General features: G+C 64.4%; 18 protein-coding genes. 8 read left to right on the top strand and 10 right to left on the bottom strand.

Annotation, left to right across the window (positions count from 1 at the left end):
- Window positions 1–139: 139 nt before the first annotated feature.
- The 6 genes from RFN30_RS05490 to lexA all read left to right on the top strand — a co-directional run bounded on the left by RFN30_RS05490 (window position 140) and on the right by lexA (window position 6,411).
- Window positions 140–2,032, top strand: coding sequence for a SurA N-terminal domain-containing protein (locus tag RFN30_RS05490; protein WP_320261123.1), 1,893 nt, complete (start codon window positions 140–142; stop codon window positions 2,030–2,032).
- On the top strand, window positions 2,029–3,039 hold the full coding sequence (gene trpD / locus RFN30_RS05485; protein WP_320261122.1) for an anthranilate phosphoribosyltransferase: 1,011 nt from the start codon (window positions 2,029–2,031) through the stop codon (window positions 3,037–3,039). The genes RFN30_RS05490 and trpD overlap by 4 nt, the downstream gene beginning before the upstream one ends.
- Window positions 3,040–3,043: 4 nt before the next feature.
- Window positions 3,044–3,856 (top strand): indole-3-glycerol phosphate synthase TrpC, encoded by an 813-nt coding sequence (gene trpC, locus RFN30_RS05480; RefSeq protein WP_320261121.1) that lies wholly within the window; start codon window positions 3,044–3,046, stop codon window positions 3,854–3,856.
- Between the two features lie 2 nt (window positions 3,857–3,858).
- Window positions 3,859–4,353: a cyclic pyranopterin monophosphate synthase MoaC gene (gene moaC, locus RFN30_RS05475; protein ID WP_320261120.1), complete on the top strand. Its 495-nt coding sequence runs from the start codon at window positions 3,859–3,861 to the stop codon at window positions 4,351–4,353.
- 1 nt (window position 4,354) lies between these two features.
- The gene (locus tag RFN30_RS05470; protein WP_320261119.1) at window positions 4,355–5,560 is read left to right on the top strand and encodes a molybdopterin molybdotransferase MoeA; all 1,206 of its coding nucleotides are present in this window, start codon (window positions 4,355–4,357) and stop codon (window positions 5,558–5,560) included.
- 116 nt (window positions 5,561–5,676) lie between these two features.
- Entirely contained in the window at window positions 5,677–6,411 is a 735-nt protein-coding gene (gene lexA, locus RFN30_RS05465; protein ID WP_192245184.1) for a transcriptional repressor LexA, read from the top strand.
- Here lexA and RFN30_RS05460 read toward each other — a convergent pair.
- Window positions 6,395–8,860, bottom strand: coding sequence for a ComEC/Rec2 family competence protein (locus RFN30_RS05460; RefSeq protein ID WP_320261118.1), 2,466 nt, complete (start codon window positions 8,858–8,860; stop codon window positions 6,395–6,397). The genes lexA and RFN30_RS05460 overlap by 17 nt on opposite strands.
- Window positions 8,861–8,962: 102 nt before the next feature.
- Between RFN30_RS05460 and gltX the strand changes: the two genes are divergently transcribed.
- The gene (gene gltX, locus RFN30_RS05455; protein WP_320261117.1) at window positions 8,963–10,387 is read left to right on the top strand and encodes a glutamate--tRNA ligase; all 1,425 of its coding nucleotides are present in this window, start codon (window positions 8,963–8,965) and stop codon (window positions 10,385–10,387) included.
- Between the two features lie 181 nt (window positions 10,388–10,568).
- Complete coding sequence (gltA, locus tag RFN30_RS05450; RefSeq protein WP_320261116.1) at window positions 10,569–11,897, top strand: citrate synthase; 1,329 nt, start codon at window positions 10,569–10,571, stop codon at window positions 11,895–11,897.
- 88 nt (window positions 11,898–11,985) lie between these two features.
- On the opposite strand, the gene lpxB is transcribed toward gltA, so the two are convergent.
- From lpxB to RFN30_RS05405, 9 genes are all read right to left on the bottom strand, one after another.
- Window positions 11,986–13,167 carry a lipid-A-disaccharide synthase gene (lpxB, locus tag RFN30_RS05445; protein ID WP_320261115.1) on the bottom strand — a complete coding sequence of 394 codons (1,182 nt, stop codon included), beginning with the start codon at window positions 13,165–13,167 and terminating at the stop codon, window positions 11,986–11,988.
- A complete protein-coding gene (locus RFN30_RS05440; RefSeq protein ID WP_320261546.1) occupies window positions 13,157–14,059 on the bottom strand; it encodes an LpxI family protein in 903 nt (300 codons plus the stop codon). The genes lpxB and RFN30_RS05440 overlap by 11 nt, the downstream gene beginning before the upstream one ends.
- Complete coding sequence (gene lpxA / locus RFN30_RS05435; RefSeq protein WP_320261114.1) at window positions 14,046–14,879, bottom strand: acyl-ACP--UDP-N-acetylglucosamine O-acyltransferase; 834 nt, start codon at window positions 14,877–14,879, stop codon at window positions 14,046–14,048. The genes RFN30_RS05440 and lpxA overlap by 14 nt, the downstream gene beginning before the upstream one ends.
- A gap of 15 nt (window positions 14,880–14,894) precedes the next feature.
- Window positions 14,895–15,356, bottom strand: a complete 462-nt coding sequence (gene fabZ / locus RFN30_RS05430; RefSeq protein WP_320261113.1) for a 3-hydroxyacyl-ACP dehydratase FabZ — start codon at window positions 15,354–15,356, stop codon at window positions 14,895–14,897.
- Complete coding sequence (gene lpxD, locus RFN30_RS05425; RefSeq protein WP_320261112.1) at window positions 15,349–16,404, bottom strand: UDP-3-O-(3-hydroxymyristoyl)glucosamine N-acyltransferase; 1,056 nt, start codon at window positions 16,402–16,404, stop codon at window positions 15,349–15,351. The genes fabZ and lpxD overlap by 8 nt, the downstream gene beginning before the upstream one ends.
- A gap of 75 nt (window positions 16,405–16,479) precedes the next feature.
- Entirely contained in the window at window positions 16,480–18,846 is a 2,367-nt protein-coding gene (bamA, locus tag RFN30_RS05420; RefSeq protein ID WP_320261111.1) for an outer membrane protein assembly factor BamA, read from the bottom strand.
- 218 nt (window positions 18,847–19,064) lie between these two features.
- Window positions 19,065–20,207 carry an RIP metalloprotease RseP gene (gene rseP, locus RFN30_RS05415; RefSeq protein WP_320261110.1) on the bottom strand — a complete coding sequence of 381 codons (1,143 nt, stop codon included), beginning with the start codon at window positions 20,205–20,207 and terminating at the stop codon, window positions 19,065–19,067.
- A gap of 103 nt (window positions 20,208–20,310) precedes the next feature.
- Window positions 20,311–21,129: a phosphatidate cytidylyltransferase gene (locus RFN30_RS05410; RefSeq protein ID WP_320261109.1), complete on the bottom strand. Its 819-nt coding sequence runs from the start codon at window positions 21,127–21,129 to the stop codon at window positions 20,311–20,313.
- Window positions 21,130–21,140: 11 nt separating this feature from the next.
- Complete coding sequence (locus tag RFN30_RS05405) at window positions 21,141–21,860, bottom strand: isoprenyl transferase (RefSeq protein ID WP_320261108.1); 720 nt, start codon at window positions 21,858–21,860, stop codon at window positions 21,141–21,143.
- Between the last annotated feature and the right edge of the window lie 16 nt (window positions 21,861–21,876).

The raw sequence follows: 21,876 nt of genomic DNA, 5'->3' as shown, positions 1-21,876 counted from the left end.
CGGTTTCTCCAGGCGACATAAGGCAGCGCCCTCACTACCAAAATCAGGCCACAAAGCAATCGACAGTGAGCCGGAAGGACGCTATTGCGCTTGTTTCAGACTCGGCGCATGCGAAAATGCGCAAAAATCGGAAGTAAGCATGCTTGGTTTATTGAGAAGCGCGGCGGGCACCTGGGTCGCGAAGGCGTTGCTGTCCTTGCTGGTGGTGAGCTTTGCCGTCTGGGGTATTTCCGGACGCCTGTCGGGAAGTTTGGCTGGCCATCATGCAGTGATCACCGCCGGCGGCACGGAGGTTTCGATCAACGAATACCGCCTCGCCTATGTCCGTCAGATCAACTTGCTCTCACAGCAGTTCGGCCAGCGCATCACGCAGGAGCAGGCAAAGCTGCTCGGCATCGACAACCAGGTGCTGGCGCAGCTCGTCTCAGATGCGGTTCTGAACGAGCAGGCCCGCAAGCTCGGGCTCGGCTTCTCCAAGGACAGGCTGGCCGAACTGGCACGCCAGGAGCCGGCCTTCAGAGGGCCAAGCGGCGAATTTGACCGCAGGGTGTTCGAGGCCCGGCTTCGCGATGCCGGCATGCGGCCGGACGACTACCTCACAAACCTCGCCCAGGGAGCAGTGCGCCAGCAGATCGTCGAGGCGATTTCCGACGGCCTCAAGGTGCCGCAGACCTTCCTGAAGGCGGTCGCGCTTTATCGCGGCGAGGATCGCACGATCGACTACCTCGTCCTGCCGAAGACGCTGGTGCAGCCGATCGAGGCGCCATCCGACAGCGCGCTGAAAACCTATTTCGAGGCCAACAAGAAAAACTACGCCGCGCCGGAATACCGCAAGTTCTCCTATGTCCGGCTGGAGCCGCAAGACATCATGGACCCGACGGCGGTGACCGACAGCCAAGTCGCCGACGACTACAACAAGAACAAGGCGCGCTACACCACGCCTGAAATGCGCACCATCGAACAGCTTGTGTTCAAGACGCCGGACGCGGCCAAGGCAGCCTACGATTCATTGAAGACCGGCGCTACCTTCGACAAGATCGTCACCGCCGAAGGCAAGACCCAGGCCGACACGCTGCTCGGCACGCTGGCCAAGGACAAGATCGCCGACAAGGCGGTCGCCGACGCGGCTTTCTCGCTCAACGCCAATGAGGTCAGTCCGGTGGTTCAGGGCGCCTTCGGCCCGGTGCTGCTGCGCGTCACCGAGATCAAGCCGCAAGTGGTGAAACTGCTTTCGGAAGTGTCGGACCAGATTCGCAAGGACCTGGCGCTCAGCGAGGCAAGCCGCGTCCTGCTCGACGTGCATGACAGCTACGAGGACACCCGCGCCTCGGGCGCCTCGCTTGCCCAGGCGGCCGACAAGCTGAAGCTCAAGGTCGTCACCATCGACGCCGTCGACCACACCGGCCAGAGGCCGGACGGCACGATCGTCAACGACCTGCCGCAATCGGCGGATCTCATCAAGGCGGTCTTCGAAGCCGAGCCGAACACGGAGAATGAAGGCCTGACCACCGCCGACAGCGGTTTCGTGTTCTACGAAGTCCAGTCGATCACACCGGCGCGCGACCGCACATTGGAAGAAGTCCGCCAGAAGGTTGCGGCCGACTGGACGGCCGCCGAGACCGACAAGCGCCTCGACGCCAAGGCCGAGGAGCTGGAAAAGCGCCTCAAGGCCGGCACGACGCTGGACGTCATCGCTGGCGAGCTGAAGCTCGAGACGCGGACCAAGCGGGGCTTGAAGCGCGAGGCCGACGATGCCGATTTCGGCAAGGAGGGCGCTGCGGCGATGTTCGGTGTCGGCGAAGGCGGTACGGGTCTGATCCCCTCGCCTACCGGCGACGGCCAGATCTTGTTCAAGGTCGCCGAAGTCTTCGAACCGGCCGGCGCCGACGGCAGCTCGGTGCCCGACGATGCGCAGAAATCCTTCGGCGCCGGCCTGTCCGCCGACCTGCTCGATCAGCTGGTGGCGCAGTTGCAGTCGCAGTATGACGTTCGCATCGATCCGGCCGCCGTTTCGCAAGCACAGACACGATGAGCGCTCTCAAGACACACATAGCCAAGGTCGCCACCGGCACCGCGCTCTCCTTCGAGGAGGCGCGCGAGGCCTTCGACATCATCATGTCGGGCGATGCGACGCCGGGCCAGATCGGCGGTTTCCTGATGGCGTTGCGCGTGCGCGGCGAAGCCGTGAGCGAGATTTCCGGCGCGGTGGCCACCATGCGCGCCAAGATGCTGCGCGTCGAGGCCCCGCATGACGCCATCGACATCGTCGGCACCGGCGGTGACAATTCGCATAGCGTCAACATCTCGACCGCCTCTGCCTTCGTCATCGCGGCGGCAGGGGTCCCGGTCGCTAAGCACGGCAATCGCGGCCTGTCCTCGCTGACCGGCTCCGCAGATGTGCTGATGGCGCTTGGCGTCAAGATCGACATTTCGCCGGAGACGATCGGCCGCTGCATCCACGAGGCCGGCGTCGGCTTCATGTTCGCGCCGGCGCATCATCCGGCGATGAAGCATGTCGGCCCGATCCGCGGCGAGCTCGGCACGCGCACCATCTTCAACCTGCTCGGTCCGCTGTCCAACCCTGCCGGCGTCAGCCGACAGATGGTCGGCGTCTTCCTGCCGGAATGGATCATGCCGGTGGCCGAGACGCTGAAGGCGCTTGGTGCCGATCACGCCTGGGTCGTGCACGGCGACGGTTACGACGAGATCACCACCACCGGCGAGACGCAGGTGGCGGAGCTCGCCGGTGGCGAGATCCGCACCTTCACGCTCACTCCGGAAGCGGTGGGACTGAAGCGGCACGGCAAGGAAGAGCTGCGCGGCGGCGATGCGGCCTATAATGCCAAGGCATTGCGCGATATGCTGGGCGGCGACGCCGGCGCCTATCGCGACACCGTGCTGATGAATGCCGGCGCCGGGCTGGTGGTGGCCGGCAAGGCGACGACGCTCGCCGACGGCATCGAAGCCGCCGCCCAAGCCATCGACAGCGGCCGGGCGCTTGCGGTGCTCGACAAGCTCATCGAGATTTCGAACGGTTAGAACCTTGTCCGATATCCTGCGCAAGATCGAAGCCTACAAGCGCGACGAGATCGCCGCGGCGAAGCTCAGCGCGCCGCTTGCCGATATCAGGGCCAAGGCCGGGGAGGCAGAGCCGCCGCGCGGCTTCCTTGCCGCCCTTGAGGCCAAGCGGAAGGCGGGCGGCTTCGCGCTGATCGCCGAGATCAAGAAGGCCAGCCCCTCCAAGGGCTTGATCCGCGCCGACTTCGATCCGCCCGCGCTGGCCAGGGCATATCAGCAAGGGGGTGCTGCCTGCCTCTCGGTGCTGACCGACGCTCCGTCCTTCCAGGGCGCGCCCGCATTCCTGACCGCCGCGCGCGCCGCCGTCGGCCTGCCCGCCTTGCGCAAGGATTTCCTCTTCGATCCATACCAGGTCTACGAAGCCCGCGCCTGGGGCGCGGACGCGATCCTCATCATCATGGCAAGCGTCGACGACGCACTGGCCGGCGAGCTCGAAGCGACGGCTTTCGAGCTCGGCATGGACGCGCTGGTCGAGGTCCATGACGAGAAGGAGATGGAGCGCGCGCTCCGCCTCTCGTCGCGGCTGATCGGCATCAACAACCGCGATTTGAGGACGTTCGAGACCAGCCTCGACGTTTCCGAGCGGCTTGCCGCCATGGTGCCGGCCGACCGGCTGCTGGTCAGCGAGAGCGGCATCTTCACCCATCAGGACTGCCGCCGGCTGGAAAAGAGCAAGATCGGCACCTTCCTCGTCGGCGAGAGCCTGATGCGGCAAGCCGACGTGGCAAAAGCGACTGAGCTTCTGCTGACGGGCAAGGCGCCGGCCGAGGCAGTTTGAGGATGCCTGCGCTTACCCATCTCGGTGCCAAGGGCGAAGCCAACATGGTCGATGTCGGCGATAAGGCCGAGACGACGCGAACGGCCATTGCCGAAGGTTTTGTGTCCATGCGGCCGGAGACGCTGGAGATGATCCTGGCGGGAGACGCCAAGAAAGGTGACGTGCTTGGCACGGCCCGCATCGCCGGCATCATGGCGGCCAAGAAGACGCATGAGTTGATCCCGCTCTGCCACCCACTGCTTCTCACCAAGGTTGCCGTCGATATCGAGCCTGACCGCGCGCTCCCCGGCCTGAAGGTCACCGCACTCGCCCGCGTCACCGGCAAGACGGGCGTGGAGATGGAGGCGCTGACCGCGGCGTCGGTCGCCTGCCTGACCATCTACGACATGGCCAAGGCAGCGGACCGCGCCATGGTGATTTCCGGCATCAGGCTGGTCGAGAAGACCGGCGGCAAGTCGGGCGACTACAAGGCCGCCGAACACGGGGCAGGCTCCTAGGATGGCGCTGGTTCCGGTCGCCGAGGCGCTCGAACGCCTGCTGGACGGCGCGATCGCGCTGCCTGGCGAAAGCGTTCCGCTCGCCGATGCGGCAGGCCGTGTGCTGGCCGAACCGGTGGCGGCGCTGCGCACGCAGCCGCCTTTCAACGCTTCGGCCATGGACGGCTACGCCGTACGCGCCGCGGACGTGGCGTCAGTGCCGGCGCGGCTCTCCGTTATCGGCATCGCGCCCGCCGGGCGGGGCTTTGCCGGCTCCGTCGGCAAGGGCGAGGCCGTGCGCATCTTCACCGGCGCGCCGCTCCCCGAAGGCGCCGACACCGTCGTCATCCAGGAGAATGTCCGCGACCTCGGCGGCGGCAGCATCGAAGTGACCGAGCCGACCGTGCAGGCACGCAACGTCCGTCGCCGTGGGCTCGATTTCGGCGAAGGTGACGTGCTCCTCCATAAAGGCCGAGAGCTCGATCCGGCAGCGCTTTCGCTGGCGGCGTCGGCCAACCACCCGAGCCTCAATGTGGTTCGGCGGCCGCTGGTCGCGATCATCGCCACGGGCGACGAATTGTTGCCGCCTGGCAGCGCGCTCGGTCCCGACCAGATCATCTCGTCCAATGCCTATGGCGTCGCCGCCGTAGCTCAGTCGGTCGGCGCGCGCGCGCTCGACCTCGGCATCGCGGCCGATCGTAAGGACGCGATCGCGGCTCTGGTCAGGAAAGCGGTCTCAGCCGGCGCCGACGTCATCGTCACGCTCGGCGGCGCCTCGGTTGGCGACCACGACCTGATCCACGACGTTCTGACCGGCGAAGGCATGCAGCTCGACTTCTGGAAGATCGCCATGCGCCCCGGCAAACCGCTGATGTTTGGCCGGCTTGGCAACATCCGCTGCATCGGCCTGCCCGGCAATCCGGTGGCGAGCCTGGTCTGCTCGCAATTGTTCCTGAAGCCGCTCCTGGCGCGGCTTGGCAGCCGCAACTACCGGCAGGACATTCGCACGGCACGGTTGGCTGCCGCGATGCACGCCAATGACCTCAGGCAGGACTATGTGCGGGCAGTTGTGCGCGAGGAAGCCGGAACGCTGGTCGCGACACCGTTCGGTATCCAGGATTCCTCAATGCTGAGGATGCTCGCCGACGCCAACGGCCTGATCGTGCGTGAGCCCTTCGCCCCGGCGGCCGAAGCCGGCGCCGAATGCAGCGTTCTGATGTTACGCTGAACAAAACGTCAACACATTCACTAAACTTTAAACGGTTGCGGAACACAACTGGAACAGATAGTGTTTGTTCTGGGTTTGTTTTTCTGATTCTGGTTTCAGAACCCACAGGGGCCGCCATGCTGACGCGCAAACAACATGAACTGCTGATGTTCATCCATGAACGGCTCAAGGAAAGCGGCATTCCGCCGTCTTTCGACGAGATGAAGGAAGCGCTCGACCTTGCCTCGAAGTCGGGCATCCATCGCCTGATCACGGCGCTGGAAGAGCGCGGTTTCATTCGCCGGCTGCCGAACCGGGCGCGCGCGCTGGAAGTGCTGCGCCTGCCCGATTCGATCGCGCCCGGCCTCAATGCGGCGAAGAAATTCTCGCCGAGCGTCATCCAGGGCGGCCAAGGCAATCTCGGCCGGCAGATCAAGCCCGCGGCACCCTCGCGCACGCCGACGCCCAGCAATGACGACGACGCCGTTTCGGCCGTGTCCATTCCGGTCATGGGCCGCATCGCAGCGGGTGTGCCGATCGATGCCATCCAGCACCAGACGCATTCGATCACGGTGCCGCCGGACATGATCGCGGGCGGCGAGCACTACGCGCTTGAGGTCAAAGGCGACTCGATGATCGAGGCCGGCATCTTCGACGGCGATACGGTGATCATCCGCAACGCCAATACGGCAAGCCCGGGCGAGATCGTGGTGGCGCTGGTCGACGACGAGGAGGCGACGCTGAAGCGCTTCCGCCGCAAGGGCGCCTCGATCGCGCTCGAGGCCGCCAATCCGGCCTATGAGACCCGCATCTTCGGGCCGGACAGAGTCAAGGTGCAGGGCAAGCTGGTCGGGCTCATTCGCCGCTACTGAGTGGCTCTGGCTTTGCCGCTGACTTTTCGGGCCTGTTGTACGGCGCCAGGCCCCTTGCCTCGCGCGAATAGCGTCGCTGCTCATGCCAGGGGCGATACGGCTTTTCGACGGCATATTGAATGGTTGGTCGCGCCGTTGCCGATTGCGGGTCGAAGTAGACGGCAGCGCTCCCGTCGCGCGCAAGCTGTCGCTTGGTGACGACGAGAATGCGAGGATCGCGGCAAGGATTGTAGGCCGTGGCGTCGTTGATGACGATGAGGTCGGCGAAGCCGCAGGCCGTGCGAGCGCTGTTGCGATTTTCCGCCAAGGCGACGATGGCGCCGGATGGATGCCGGCCGATGCAAAGATCGCCCGTGCAGTAAAAGGGCGATCCCGGCGGCAGGTCGACAGGGTCAGCGATGTCCAACGCACCGTTGGCGAATGTCTCCGGCGGCACGATCGTTTCGGCCTTGAGCGCGCGTTTCCAGTTATCGGTGGTGAACTCATTGGAGCGGGCGCGATTGACGGCGAGCTCGCCGCCGCCGATCGGCATCGCCACCAGATGGGCGTCCTCAGAGATCAGCAGGTCCGGCGTGCGCACCTGCGGGATTGTCAGCAGGCCGGCCAGTGCGAAGGGCACGGCTGCCAGCCTGAGCCAAGTGGTGGCCATGGTGGCGATGACGAGCGCGATCGTTGCCAGCAGCACCGAATGGATCGAGATCAGCCCGACGGCATCGACCGGCGACCATTCCGAAATCCATGCCGAGATCGCGATCATCGCTGTCAGGCCCTTGCCCATCACATAGAGGAAAGGACCATCGAAGCCGAATGGCATTGCCAGTGCGCTGAGGACGGCAAGCGGCATGACAACCAATGACACGATCGGCATGACGGCCAGGTTGGCGAGCAAACTGAGCGGCGAGACACGCTGGAAATGCCAGATGGCGAACAGCGCCGTTGCACTTCCTGCGATAATCGATGTCAAAGCAGCGCCGCCCGCTCCGGCTGCGAGCTTTCTGGACAGGAAGCCGACGAACGAGCGCTTGACCGGCGGCGGGCGCAGCTTGTCGGCGCGGTAGTCGGCCCAGCCGGCATAAGCGCCGACAAGGGCGGCCGTGGCTGCAAACGACATCTGGAAGCTCGGCCCAACCACTTCATGCGGCGACACCAGGATCACGGCGATGGCCGAGATCGCCAGGTTGCGCATCGTCAGCGCCGCGCGGTCGAACAGCACGGCGACCAGCATCACCGCCAGCATGATGAAGCTTCGCTCGGCCGCGACCACCACGCCGGAGATGACGAGATAGGCGGCGATCGACATCAGCGCGATTGCCGCTGCATATTTCTTCACCGGGCGCCGTGACGAAAAATCCGGAAACAGCGCGAACGCGCCGCGCAGCAGGAGCATGACCGTGCCGGCGACCAGCGCCATGTGCAGGCCGGAAATCGAGATGATGTGATAGATGCCGGTCCGCCGCATCGCTTCATTGATGTCCTCCGGAATGCCGGCGCGAACGCCGACGATCAGCGCCGCGGCGATCTCGCCTTCAGGACCGCCGACGATGCTTCTGATATGATCGGCAATGTTTTCGCGCGCGTTCTCGATCGTCGAGGTGATGCTCGTCGCAGTGGGCGGGTCGGCTGTGGAAATGACTTTCGGATCGCCGAGGAAAAAGCCGCTGCCGCCTATGCCGGAAAAATAGCTGTCGAAGGAAAAGTCATAGCTTTCAGGGCGAACCGGGCCTGTCGGCGGCAAAAGCCTCGCATAACCCGTCACCAGGGATCCTGCCTTCATGTCGGGCGGCATCCTGCGCGCCGAAAGCCTGACGCGGTCCGGCGCGTAGCGCAGCTTCGGCTGCGCGGTTGAGATCAGATCGATGGTCAGCCTGACGCGGCCGTTGGCCATCTCCTCGGCAATCACAACGCGGCCAGTCAGCCGCGTCTGGATGTCGGCACCGAGCATCGGCGTCGCGGCGCGCCATGTCTCGACCTTCGCGGCGACAAAGCCCAAGGCGCAAAACAGCGCCGCCATGAACACGAGATGCGTCTTCGGCCAAGAGCGCGAGACCGCCGCGCAGACAGCCATCAGCGCCACTGCCGCCAGCGGCCTGTAAAGATCCGGCTCGACGTTCAAGGAGAAATAGAGGATCACGCCGGCGGCCAGGAACACCGGCACCAGCAGAAAGCCGACGCCGCGGTCGAGTTCGGTGGCGGCCGCGACGGCGACGCCCCGGCGAAACGCGGAAAACGAAGCGCCGCGGAACTGCCTGCGGATCCGGTCGATGGCTGCCGGAGGAGAAGCCGGGCGGGCGTCGACGCCGCCGGGCGACGGAACCTTCGCAGGCGGGTGTCGCTCCGGGAGCAAAACCGGTGCCGCTTCGGCAGGCACGGTGCCGGCAAACAGCAGGCGCTCGCTGACGCCAGCTGTCGTTCCCTCGCCCTCCTCCGCGCCCCGGCCACGTCCAGCCATCGGGTCTGCCCCTTGCGCCCCAGACCTCCTATGCTACATGAACGCCGACCGCGCGAAAGGCCCGCGCAATCACGCCCGTTTCAGTGCCACTCTGAGAGTTCCATGTCCGACAAGGTCGTCACCCGTTTTGCCCCCTCGCCCACCGGCTATTTGCATATCGGCGGGGCGCGCACGGCGCTGTTCAACTGGCTCTATGCCAGGCACACCGGCGGCACGATGCTGCTGCGCATCGAGGACACCGATCGCGAGCGCTCCACCGAGGCGGCGACGGCTGCTATCCTCGACGGACTGACCTGGCTCGGCCTCTCCTGGGACGGCGAGGCCGTGTCGCAGTTCGAGCGCGCGCCGCGCCACCGCGAAGTGGCCGAGGAGCTCGTGCGCCTGGGCAAGGCCTACTACAGCTACGAGACGCCTGCCGAGTTGGAGGCGATGCGCGAGGTGGCGCGGGCCAAGGGCCTGCCGCCGCGCTACAACGGCCAGTGGCGCGACCGCGACCCGTCCGAGGCGCCTCCCGGCGTCAAGGGCGCAATCCGCATCAAGGCGCCGACCGAGGGCGAGACGATCGTGCACGACCGCGTGCAGGGCGAGGTGCGCTTCCCCAACAAGGATCTCGACGATTTCATCATCCTGCGCTCGGACGGCAATCCGACCTACATGCACGCTGTCGTCGTCGACGACCACGACATGGGCGTCACCCACATCATCCGCGGCGACGACCATCTGACCAATGCCGCGCGCCAGACCGTGATCTACAACGCCATGGGCTGGACCGTGCCGTCGATGTCGCACATCCCGCTGATCCACGGCGCCGACGGCGCCAAGCTGTCGAAGCGCCACGGCGCGCTCGGTGTCGAAGCTTATCGCGCCATGGGCTATCTGCCGGAGGCCCTGCTCAACTATCTGGCGAGGCTCGGCTGGAGCCATGGCGACGACGAGGTGATGTCGATCAAGGACATGATCTCCTGGTTCGATATCGGCGACGTCAACAAGGGTGCCGCGCGCTTCGACTTCGCCAAGCTCGAGGCGCTGAACGGCGTGCATATGCGCAAGATGGACGACAAGGCCCTCTTCGATGTCTTCGTCGCCACCCTGCCCTATCTCGGCGGCGGCCCGGCGCTCGCGGCGAAGCTCGACGAGAAGCGTGAGGCTCAGCTGCTTGCCGCCATGCCTGGCCTCAAGGAGCGGGCAAAGACGCTGGTCGAGCTCGTGGATGGAGCCGCCTTCCTGTTCGCCGAGCGGCCGCTGCAACTCGACGAAAAGGCCGCCGGATTGCTCGGCAGTGACGCGCGCGCCATTCTGCATGGCGCCAATGCCGCGCTCGCGGCGATCTCCGGCGAATGGAGCGCCGCAGCCGCCGAAGCCGCTCTTCGCGACTTTGCACAGGCCGGCGGTCACAAGCTCGGCGCCGTGGCCCAACCGCTGAGAGCCGCGCTCACCGGCCGCAGCACCTCGCCCGGCGTGTTCGACGTGCTTGCCGTGCTGGGGCGCGAGGAAAGCCTGGCGCGGATCGGAGATCAAATCGATTAGGAGCGAACTGGCCCAAAAAGATTGGCATTGAAAGGTGTGTTTCGCAGTGCAACATTAGGCCCTGGCCCAATCTGGCACGCACCTCCTAAAATGCGGTGGTAAGTTCGCGCATTCCGGTGATTTCGACGTGTCGTTTGCAGGAATTGCCTTGCCGGCATGAGGAAACATAAAGGAGTTTGCAATGAGCGAAGCTGCGACAAAACTGGAATCGGGCGGCAAGGCGCGTGAGTCGACCGCGAGGCTCGAACTCGCCGGCAAGACCCACGAATTCAAGGTGCGAAGCGGCTCGACCGGGCCTGATGTCATCGACATCGGCGCTCTCTACAGCACCACCGGCGCCTTCACCTACGATCCCGGTTTCACATCGACGGCGAGTTGCGAGTCCGCGATCACCTTCATCGACGGCGATGCCGGCATCCTGCTGCATCGCGGCTATCCGATCGACCAGCTTGCCGAGCACGGCGACTTCCTCGAGGTCTGCTACCTGTTGCTCTACGGCGAATTGCCGACCAAGGCGCAGAAGGACGACTTCGACTACCGCGTGACGCGCCACACCATGGTGCATGAGCAGATGTCGCGCTTCTTCACCGGCTTCCGCCGCGACGCGCATCCGATGGCCGTCATGTGCGGCGTGGTCGGCGCGCTGTCGGCCTTCTATCACGACTCGACCGACATCTCGGACCCGTACCAGCGCATGGTCGCCTCGATGCGCCTGATCGCCAAGATGCCGACCATCGCGGCCATGGCCTATAAATACCACATCGGCCAGCCCTTCATCTATCCGAAGAACGATCTCAGCTTCGCGGCCAACTTCCTGCACATGTGCTTTGCCGTGCCGTGCGAGGAGTACAAGATCAATCCGGTGCTGGCGCGCGCCATGGAGCGCATCTTCATCCTGCACGCTGACCACGAGCAGAACGCCTCGACCTCGACGGTGCGCCTTGCCGGTTCGTCGGGCGCCAACCCGTTCGCCTGCATCGCCGCCGGCATCGCTTGCCTGTGGGGTCCGGCGCATGGCGGCGCCAACGAAGCGGCCCTCAACATGCTGGGCGAGATCGGCCATGTCGACCACATCCCGGAATTCATTGCCCGCGCCAAGGACAAGAACGACCCGTTCCGCCTGATGGGCTTCGGCCACCGCGTCTACAAGAACTACGATCCGCGCGCCAAGATCATGCAGAAGACCGCGCATGAGGTGTTGGGTGAGCTTGGCATCAAGGATGATCCGCTGCTCGACATCGCGATGGAGCTGGAGAAGATCGCGCTCACTGATTCCTACTTCATCGAGAAGAAGCTCTATCCGAACGTCGACTTCTATTCCGGCATCACGCTGAAGGCGCTGGGCTTCCCCACCACCATGTTCACCGTGCTGTTCGCCGTCGCGCGCACGGTCGGCTGGATCGCGCAGTGGAAGGAAATGATCGAGGATCCGCACCAGAAGATCGGCCGCCCGCGCCAGCTCTACACCGGCGCCACGGAACGCGACTACGTGCCGATTGCGAAAAGGTAAGCGAGTAGCGAATAGGGAATAGCGAATAGCGAATAGGGAAAGAAGACTGGGGCGCCGGGCGGCATTCCAACCCCCTACTCGCTATTCGCTACTCCCTATTCGCTTTCTTGATGCATCCCAGCACCACTTCGGCTGCTATCTCGCCGGAAGGCCTCTCCGTTGCCATGCGCCTGGCGATCTCGGCGAAGCCCGCCTTCTGCCAGGCGCGCATGCCGGTGTCGGCAAACAGCGCTTCCAGCTGACGTGCCAGGTTCTCCGGCCTGACATACTGATCGTAGAACTCCGGCACCAGCGCGCGATCGGCGATCAGGTTGGGCAACAGCGCCGACCACGTCGTCACCAGATGCTGCAGCAATTGCCGCGCGATCGGATCGAGCTTGTAGCTGGAGACCATCGGAACGCCGGAAAGCGCCAGCTCCAGCGAGACCGTTCCGGACGCGATCAAAGCCGCATCGGCCTTGCCGAAGGCCTGCCATTTGCGCTCGGGATCGGTGATGATCTCGGGCTTCTCGTCCCAGCTCGCGATGGACGTTTTCACCAGGTCGGCGACATGCGGCACCGTCGGTAACAGCAGGCGCAACCGGTGGCCGCGCTGGCGCAGGACCGACATAGCCTTGCCGAACGGCTCGATCAGCCGGCGCACCTCGCCGCGGCGTGAGCCCGGCAGCACGAGCAGCGTCTTGACACGATCCTCCGACAGGTCGCGCGGCAGGTTCTGCGCCTTCGCGGCGCCGAGCACGCCGGGATCCTGCGTCAGTCGGTGGCCGACGTAGGTGCCGGGCGGTCCGCCGAGGCGGGCGAGCGCCTTCACCTCGAAAGGCAGGATGCAGAGGATGTGGTCGACATAGGGCTTCATCGCCGCCGCCCTGCCCGGCCGCCATGCCCACACACTCGGGCAGACATAATGGATGATCGGGATGGCGGGCGCGGCGGCGCGGGCCTTCTTGGCGACACGCAACGAAAAGTCAGGGCTGTCGATGGTGATCAGGCAATCCGGACGCTCCGTCGCGATGGCGCCGGCCGTCTGGCTGATCCGGCGCATCAGCCGCGGCAGGTCGCGCAAGACGGCGCTGAAGCCCATCAGCGCGATCTCGCTGCCGTCGAAGAGCGGTGTCAGCCCCAGTTCCTGCAGATGCCGGCCGCCGATGCCGACGAGCTGGATCTTGCGGCCGGTGGTCTTCTTGAGCGCGCGCACGATGTCGGCGCCGAGCAGGTCGCCCGATTCCTCGCCGGCGACGATGGCAATCTTGAGCGGCTTCTCACCTGGCATCGGCCGGCTCCGTTGCGGGGAACCCGACAATGAACAAGCCAAGCGCGTTTGCCCGCGCCAATGTCGCCGGGCCTTCGAGAATGAGCGAGTGGCCTGCCTCGACGGCTATGCCGGCAAGGCCGGCGGCATGTGCCGCCTCGACCGTCTGCGGGCCGATCGAAGGCAGGTCGGCCCGCAATTCCTGACCCGGCTTGGCGCACTTGACGAGCACGCCGCGCCTTTTTCCGGCGAGCCGGCCGTGCCCGCGCAAGTCGCGTGTCCTTTCAAGCAGGCCCTTGGTGCCTTCGATGCCTTCCAGCGCGATCACCCTTCCTCCGACCGCAATCGCCGCCTGGCCGATGTCCAGCGTGCCGATCGCCTTGGCCGCCGCACGGCCTGCCTCGATATCGCGCCAGTCCGATTGCTTTGGCCCCGTGGTGGTGAGCGTGCCCTCGCCGGCGGTGAGCTCCGCGACGATCTCATGCGCACCGACAACCGTGATGCCGCGCTTTTCCAGCCCGCGGGTAAGAACCTTCAAAAGCCCGTCGTCGCCGCGCGCCAGCGCCATGATCACGGACGGGATTATCGCCAGCAGGCCGGGGGTCGGGCGTATTTTGGTGAGCCGTGGCCTGCGCCTGATCTCGCCGGCCAGAACCAGGTGGGTGATGCCCTGGCGTTTCAGCAAGGGAAGCAACAAGCCGATGTCTTCCAGCGCCAACGTCGCCTGCTCGTAGGCGGCGAAGTCGGCTTCGCGGTCCACCTCGCCCTTCGCCAGGATGACGAAAGGCTGATGTCCTTGCTTGGCCAGGCCTTCCGCCACCTCGACCGGGAGGCTGCCGCCACCGGCAATGATGCCGACCCTGGAGCCCGGCGCGAGTGCAAGCGCTGATCCGGCGGGCTCAGCCTTCGTCATCGCCATCGTTATCGCCGCCGCCCTTGAGCGGCGGGACGGCATAGTGCCGCTTGCCGCGGCTGGTGATGAAATCGATCATCTTCATGGCCGTCGGCGAGGAGGCGAATTCCGCCTTGGCGATCTCGACATTCTCGCCGACGGTGCGGGAGCGGTCGAAGATCGTCCTGTAAGCCTCACGAAGCAAATAGATTTCGGCACGCGGCAGGCCGGAGCGCTTCAGGCCGATGATGTTGAGCCCGCGCAGCTTGGCGCGATTGCCGACGGCGATCGCATAGGGAATGACGTCGCCGACGACGGCCGAGCAGCCGCCGATGAAGGCGTTATCGCCGACGCGGACAAACTGGTGAACGGCGGTTAGGCCGCCGATGTAGACGTTGTCGCCGATCTCGCAATGCCCGCCGAGCGTCGCCCCATTGGCGAAGGTTGCATTCCTGCCGACGACGCAGTCATGGGCAATGTGGGCATAGGCGAGGAAATTGCCGTTGTCGCCGACAGTCGTCTCACCACGGCTGGAATCCGTGCCGACATGCATGGTGACGCCTTCGCGGATCGTGCAATTCTCGCCGATGACCAGCGTGGTGCGACCACCCTTGTGCTTGGTGTTCTGCGGCGGCGCTCCAAGCGTCGCCATCGGATAGACTTTGGTCGCGGCGCCGACGGTGGTCGCGCCCATCACCGAGACGTGGCTGACCAGCTCGACGCGATCGCCGATGATGGCGTCGGCGCTCACATGGCAGAAGGGCCCGATGCGGACGCCTTCGCCGAGTTGGGCGCCTTCTTCGACGACCGAGGAAGGATGGATTGATGTCTGAACTTTCATGAGCATTTCGAACCGTCAGCCGGTGACCATCATAGCCGAAACTTCGGCTTCGGCGGCCTTAGCGCCATCCACCATCGCCTCGCAGGCGAATTTCAACAGATTGCCGCGCTTCTTGATCTTCTTGACGTGGATCCTGAGCTGATCGCCTGGAACGACCGGCTTGCGGAACTTCGCGTTGTCGATGGTCATGAAATAGACCAGCGACGGCTGTTCCGCGTTGAGGCTGCGGATGCAGATCGCGCCCGCGGTCTGCGCCATGGCCTCGATGATGAGCACGCCCGGCATCACCGGCTGCTGCGGAAAATGACCCTGGAAGTGCGGTTCGTTGATGGTCACGTTCTTGATGCCGACCGCGGAGTCGTCACCATCGATATCGACGATGCGGTCGATCAGCAGGAACGGATAGCGGTGCGGCAGAAGCTTCATCAGCCCCATTATGTCGACCGCCTCGAGTGTCGTTGCCACCATGTCAGCCATTTCCGTCGCCCTGCTTGCGCGTCCTGGCCAGCCTGCGCAGCATCGCGATCTCGCGCATGGCTTCCGCCATCGGCTGCGCCGGATAGCCTCCCCAGACCTCGCCCGCCGGCACGTTGCTCATGAATCCACTTCTCGCAGCAAGCTTGGCTCCCGGACCGATGGTCAAATGGTCGGCGAGGCCGACACCGCCACCCATGGTGACGTTGTCGCCCACGACGACGGAACCGGAAATACCCGAAAGCCCGGCTATAATGCAATTGCGGCCGATGCGAACATTGTGGGCGATCTGCACCAGATTGTCGATCTTGGTGCCTTGTCCGATGACGGTGTCCGACATCGCGCCGCGATCGACGGTCGAGTTGGAGCCGATCTCGACATCGTCCTGGATGATGACGCGGCCGATCTGCGGCACGCGCTCGGGTCCCTTGGCGCCGGCCACGAAACCGAACCCGTCCTGGCCTATCCTTGCGCCGCCGTGAATGATGACGCGGTTGCCGATCAGCGCATATTGGATGCTGGCGCCCGGACCGACGTAACCGTCGCGGCCTATCTTGCAGGAGCGGCCAATGACGGCGTGCGGCGCGATGACCGTGCCGGCGCCTATGGAAGCATCGGGACCGATCACGGCGCCTGCCTCTACGATCGCACCGCTTTCGACATGCGCGGACGGATCGATATGCGCCTGCGGCGAAACGCCGGTTTCGCCGGTCATCGGCCCCGGAGTGGCGGCCTGCGGAAAGAGCAGCCGTCCGACCATGGCGAAGGCCTGCTGCGGGCGCGGATGCACCAGCACGGCGATTCCCTGCGGCGCCCTGTTGGCGAAGTCTGCAGGGCACAGCACGGCGGCCGCCTTGAGCGACTGCATCAGGGCGAAATTGCGCTTGCCGTCGACAAAGACCAGCGCGCCGTCGCCGCCCTCGTTGGCGGGCGCCAGCGCTTTGATGGCGATATTAGCCTGCGAGGAATCAACGAGATTGGCGCCGGTCAGATTCGCGACTTCGCCAGCCGTATACCGGCGTGAAGGCGCGAAGAACACCGGATCGGTCATTCCACAAACATTATCCAGCTCGGTCGGATCAGTCTCTTCCGGGCCATCAGGCCCGGAAGCATCGTAACCCGCGGATTAGAAACGGGTCGCTATGCCGAAGTTGAATTCCTGCGTTTTGTCGGTCGGCTCCTTCTTGACCGGGAACGCATAGTCGATACGGATCGGCCCGAACGGCGACGCCCACATCAAGCCGATGCCGACCGAGGCGCGCAGCTTCATGCCGGTTGACGACGGATCGACCAACGCGTCGCCCAGCTTGTTTCCGTAAAGCGTTGCAGCATCCGCGAAGACGGCGCCGCGCAATCCAAAGCTCTCCGGAATAACCGGCAGCGGGAACTGCGCCTCTGCCGAGGCATTGAAATAGGTCGTGCCGCCAAGATGGTCACCACTGGTTCCGGTGGCCACAGGACCGATACCGCCATATTCGAAACCGCGGATCATGCGCTCATTGCTCTGGAAGTAGTCAAAGATGCGCAGATCGTTGCTGCCGTAGCTCGCTATATATCCGCCACCACCCGAAATCAGGCCAACGAGGTCCAGTTGCTCTGACAAAGTCTGGTAGACGCTTGCCCGACCGGTTACCTTCACCCACTTCGCATCGCCACCCAAACCGGCAAACTCGGTTGTGCCGGTGATATAGAGACCCTCGTGCGGGTTCTTCATGTCGTCGATGGTGTTGTATACTACGCCGAGACTGACCGAAGATTTCAGCCACGGGCTTTCTTCAATGCCGTTCTTGATGGCCTGTGAAAGGTTACAGTCGCCCTGAGTACCATCGCCATTGTCGTCGCAGTTGCGGAACTTGTACTTTTCCTGCGAGATATTGTACGCCAGCTGCGTCGAGATGCTATCGGTAATCGGCAGGCCGAAGCGGACGGTCGCACCCGTGACGTTGGTGTCATAGTGGGTGTACTCGCGGGTCGACCTGTAGATATCGAAGCCCGCCGCGATACGCCGGCCGAGGAAATACGGCTCGGTGAAGGAGATCGCGTAGTCACGCGAGTGCCTGCCGCCGCCGGCCGAGAGCTTGATGTACTGGCCGCGGCCGAGGAAATTGCGCTCGGTGATCGAGCCTTCGACGGACGGGCCTGGCGTGTCGCCGCCGGTCGAATAGCCGGCGCCGATCGAGAACTCACCGGTCGACTTCTCGACCACGTCGACCACCAGAACGACCTGGTCGGGAGCCGAGCCGGGAACAGTCGAAATGTCGACTTTTTCAAAGTAATCCAGCGCTTCCAGCCGCTTCTTCGCGCGCTGGATGAGAACCTGGTTGAAGGCATCGCCTTCGCTGACATCGAATTCGCGGCGGATGACATAGTCGCGCGTGCGGTCGTTGCCGCGGATTTCGATACGCTCGACATAGGCCTTGGTGCCCTGGTCGATGGTGTAGACGACCGAGATCGTGTGATTCTCAAAATTGCGGTCGCCGCGCGGCGTCACCTGGGCAAAGGCATAGCCCGAACCGGCGACCTTCTCCGTCAGAGCGACAATCGAATCCTCGACGTCCTTGGCGTTGTAGACATCGCCCTTGTGGGTCTCGACGACCGATTCCAGCGACTTGGAATCGACTTCAGGAATGGTGCTCTCGACACTGATGTCACCGAAGGTGTAGCGCTCGCCTTCCTGAACGGTGATCGTGACCGTGTATTTGTTTGTGGCTTCGTCCAACTCGCCGACGGCGGAAACGACCTGGAAGTCGGCATAGCCGTGATTGTAGTAGAAACGGCGCAGCAGCTCCTGGTCGGCGCGCAGCTTATCCTCGTCATAGACGTCGTCGCGCAGCACGAACGAAAGCCAGGTCGAGCGCTTGGTGTTGATGACGTCCGACAGGCGGCGGCTGGAAAAGGCGCTGTTGCCGACGAAATTGATGGCCGCGATCTGCGTGCGTGCGCCTTCGTTGATATTGAAGACAACGTTCACGCGGTTGTCGCCGAGATCCATGATCTGGGTGGTGACGGCGGCGTCGTCGCGACCGATGCGCCGATAGGCAGCCTTGACCGCCTCGACGTCGGCATCGAGCGCCTGCTGCGAGAAGGTCGCGCGCGGCTTCAGCTGGATGGCCGCCTGAAGCGCGTTGTCCTTGAGCTTCTTGTTGCCCTGGAACAGGACCTGGTTGACGACCTTGTATTCGGAAACCTTGACGACCAGGGTCGAGCCGACCTGATTGATCTGGACGTCCGAGAACAGCCCGGTGCCGAACAGAGCCTTCACGGCGCTGTCGATATCGGCGCTCGAAAACGCCTTGCCGGGCTTGATCGAGATGTAATTGCGGATGGTTTCGGCATCGACACGCTGGTTGCCGCTGACCTCGATCCTGCTGACCACTGCTGCTTCGGCTACCGATGTGGCAACGAACTGCACTGCGAGCGCGCCCGGCAAAACCAGCGCGGCGGACAAAGCCGCCGCGGACGCGGCGCTCAGAAACTTGGATGCTGCCTTCATCGGGCTTTTGTACCTTTTTCTCGTAGTCCCCACGGCGAGAAAACCGGACGTGCGGTATTTTCCCTTACCGTATTAACCGGATTTCCCCTACACGCAAGGCTCCCGGTTAATTTGTATTTACTTAACCCTGTTGCGTGGCTTTCGTGTCACGCATATCCCCACGCATGGTAAACGGCGTCTCAATGCGGCCGGGGCCGAAGCCAAATTTCTTCATGATTTCAGCACCCAAACAGATCATTCCAAAAAACGAAACCCATGAATCCGAGCACCAGAAAGAGACCCGCCCGGTAGGCCATCTCCATCATCCGCTCCGACACGGGCCGCCTTATGACGGCCTCCACGCCGTAGAACAAGAGGTGCCCTCCGTCGAGAGGGGGAATCGGCAGCAGATTGAGAATTCCTATCCCGACTGACAGGAATGCAACAAGCTGCACCAGCCACTCGAAGCCGAGTTTGGCCGCCTGACCCGACATTTTTGCGATCTTGATCGGTCCGCCCAGCGCGCATTTGTCTTCGCGCCCAACGACAAACCGCTTCAGGAACTGGCCGGTGCGCTCGATGACATGCCCGGTTTCCTCGACAGCCGCCGCCAGCGCGCCCGCGGGCGTATAGGAGACCAGTCGCGGCTGCCCGAGCTCGGCATTGTTGGCGACACCGATGATCGCCACCTTGACCTTGTTGCCCAGCGCATCCTGCTGCTCGATCGGCTCCGGCGTCGCCGTGACGGTGATTTCCTTGCCGTCGCGCAACATGGTGAAAGCGATGGCGTCGCCGCCGCGGCCCGAGACCAGGCGCTGGACGTCGGCGAAGGTCTCCACCTTGCTGCCGTCGACTTTGACGAATCGGTCGCCGGGCTGGATGCCTGCCCGCGCCGCAGGGCTGCCGGCGGTGACTTCGGCCACGGTCGGCTCCATGACCGGACGGCCGTAGAGCGAAAACAGCACCGCGAACACGGCGATCGTCAGCAGGAAATTGAACAGCGGTCCGGCAACCACGGTCGCCGCGCGTTTCCAGATCGGCTGGGTGTGGAAGGCGACCTCGCGCTCGGCCTCGGTCAGCGATTCGAGGTCTTCGGCGCTCGGCTGGCTCGATGACGCGTTCATGTCGCCGACGAATTTGACGTAGCCGCCGAGCGGGATGGCGCAGAGCTTCCAGCGGGTGCCGTGACGGTCGTTGAACCCAAAGAGTTCCGGGCCGAAGCCGATGGCAAAAGCCTTCACCCCGATGCCGCACCAGCGGCCAATGAGATAGTGGCCCATCTCATGGACGAACACCACGACGGTAAGCACGAACAGGAACGGCACGAGGGTGCCGAGGACAAAGCCTTGCGTGCTGAAGAGCGCGTGAAGAATCTCGTTCAAGTCATGCCCTCAAATTCGCCCAGCGCGACCGTCCGCCGCGACTGTGGCATCAATCCGGGCGAATCCGTGGCATGCGTCGTTTTTCGCCCAGCGGCGACGCCATTCAGTTCGGAAACAGCCCCATTGCCGGATGATCGGCGGTGCCCGTCAAAACCCAACCAATGACGTACAGGGCGAACGCCGCCGCGACAAGCCCGTCGACCCTGTCCATGACACCACCATGCCCAGGAATCAGATTGCTCGAATCCTTGCAGCCGTGCCGGCGCTTGACCCAGGATTCGAACAGATCGCCGATCTGCGAGACGATCGAGAGCGCCAGGGCGACAAGGCCAAGCGTCACGAGATTGCCGGCTCCGGCAACGATTGCCAGCAGCAGGCCGGCGACAACGCCGCCGACGGCGCCACCAAGCGCGCCGCTCTGCGTCTTGCCGGGCGAGATCGACGGCGCGAGCTTCGGGCCGCCGACCGCGCGGCCGACGAAATAGGCCGCTATGTCGGTTGCCCAGACCACGGCGAACAGGAAGAGAATCGCGATCAGCCCGGAATGGCTGTCATCGCGCAGATAGGCGAGCGATAAGCCGGACAACGACGCGTAGGCCAGCCCCGATGCAACCCACTGCGCCGCCCCCCTAAGCCGCACGGCAACGGTGACGATTGCGGTGAGAGCCGCAATCAGAGGCAACAGCCACAGCGCCGGCAGGCCGGCGACCAGCGCGCCGATGAAGACCAGAATCAGCGCTTCCGGCAGAAAGCCAAGCGTCGCGCCGTTCCCAAGGCGCGACATCCGCATCCATTCGTAGAAGATCAGCGCCGCGATCGCCGCGCTGAACAGCCGGAACGGCAGTCCGCCGAGCCAGGTAAGCGCAAGCGTGACCGCCGCCATCACGATGGCCGAGATGACGCGCTGCTGGAGGTTGCTCATGGATGCCGGCGCTACAAGGCGACGTCGCGGGCTGCGAGCCCGCCGAAACGGCGCTCGCGGCCGGCAAAGTCGCGCAGGGCGTCGGCGAGATGCTCCCGGCTGAAGTCCGGCCAGTAGCACGGCAGGAAGACGAGCTCGCTGTAGGCGGCCTGCCACAAAAGAAAGTTCGACAGCCTGAGCTCGCCACTGGTGCGGATCACCAGGTCGGGATCGGGAATGCCGTCGGTGTCGAGCGAACCGGCAAAGCTCTCCATCGTGATGGCGTCGCTTGCCATTTCGCCACGAGCCACGGCATCGGCGAGCTTGCGCGCGGTGCGCACGATCTCGTCGCGGCCGCCATAGTTGAAGGCGATGACCAGCGTCAGCGCCTCGTTGGCCGCGGTCAGCGATTCGGCCTCCTGCAGCAGGCCCCTGATGTCCGGCTGCAGCCCTTCCCTGTCGCCGATCACCCGCACCCGCACGCCGTTCTGGTGCAGCTCGGCGAGATCGCGGCGGATGAAGAGCTTCAAGAGGCCCATCAGGTCGCTGACTTCGGATTTCGGCCGCGACCAGTTTTCCGAGGAGAAGGCGTAGACCGTCAGGTAGGAGATACCGAGCTCGGGCGCGGCGCGGACAGTCTTGCGCAAGGCCTCGACGCCGGCGCGATGGCCGGCAAGCCTCGGCAAGCCGCGCGCCTTGGCCCAGCGTCCATTTCCGTCCATGATGATCGCGACATGCGCGGGCGTTGCCATGGTCTCGCTTTCGAGC

It is taken from the genome of Mesorhizobium dulcispinae (assembly GCF_033977345.1).
Classification (GTDB): domain Bacteria; phylum Pseudomonadota; class Alphaproteobacteria; order Rhizobiales; family Rhizobiaceae; genus Mesorhizobium; species Mesorhizobium dulcispinae.
Note: the sequence above shows the minus strand (reverse complement) of the source record. Positions and strands in the feature narration are given on the sequence as shown.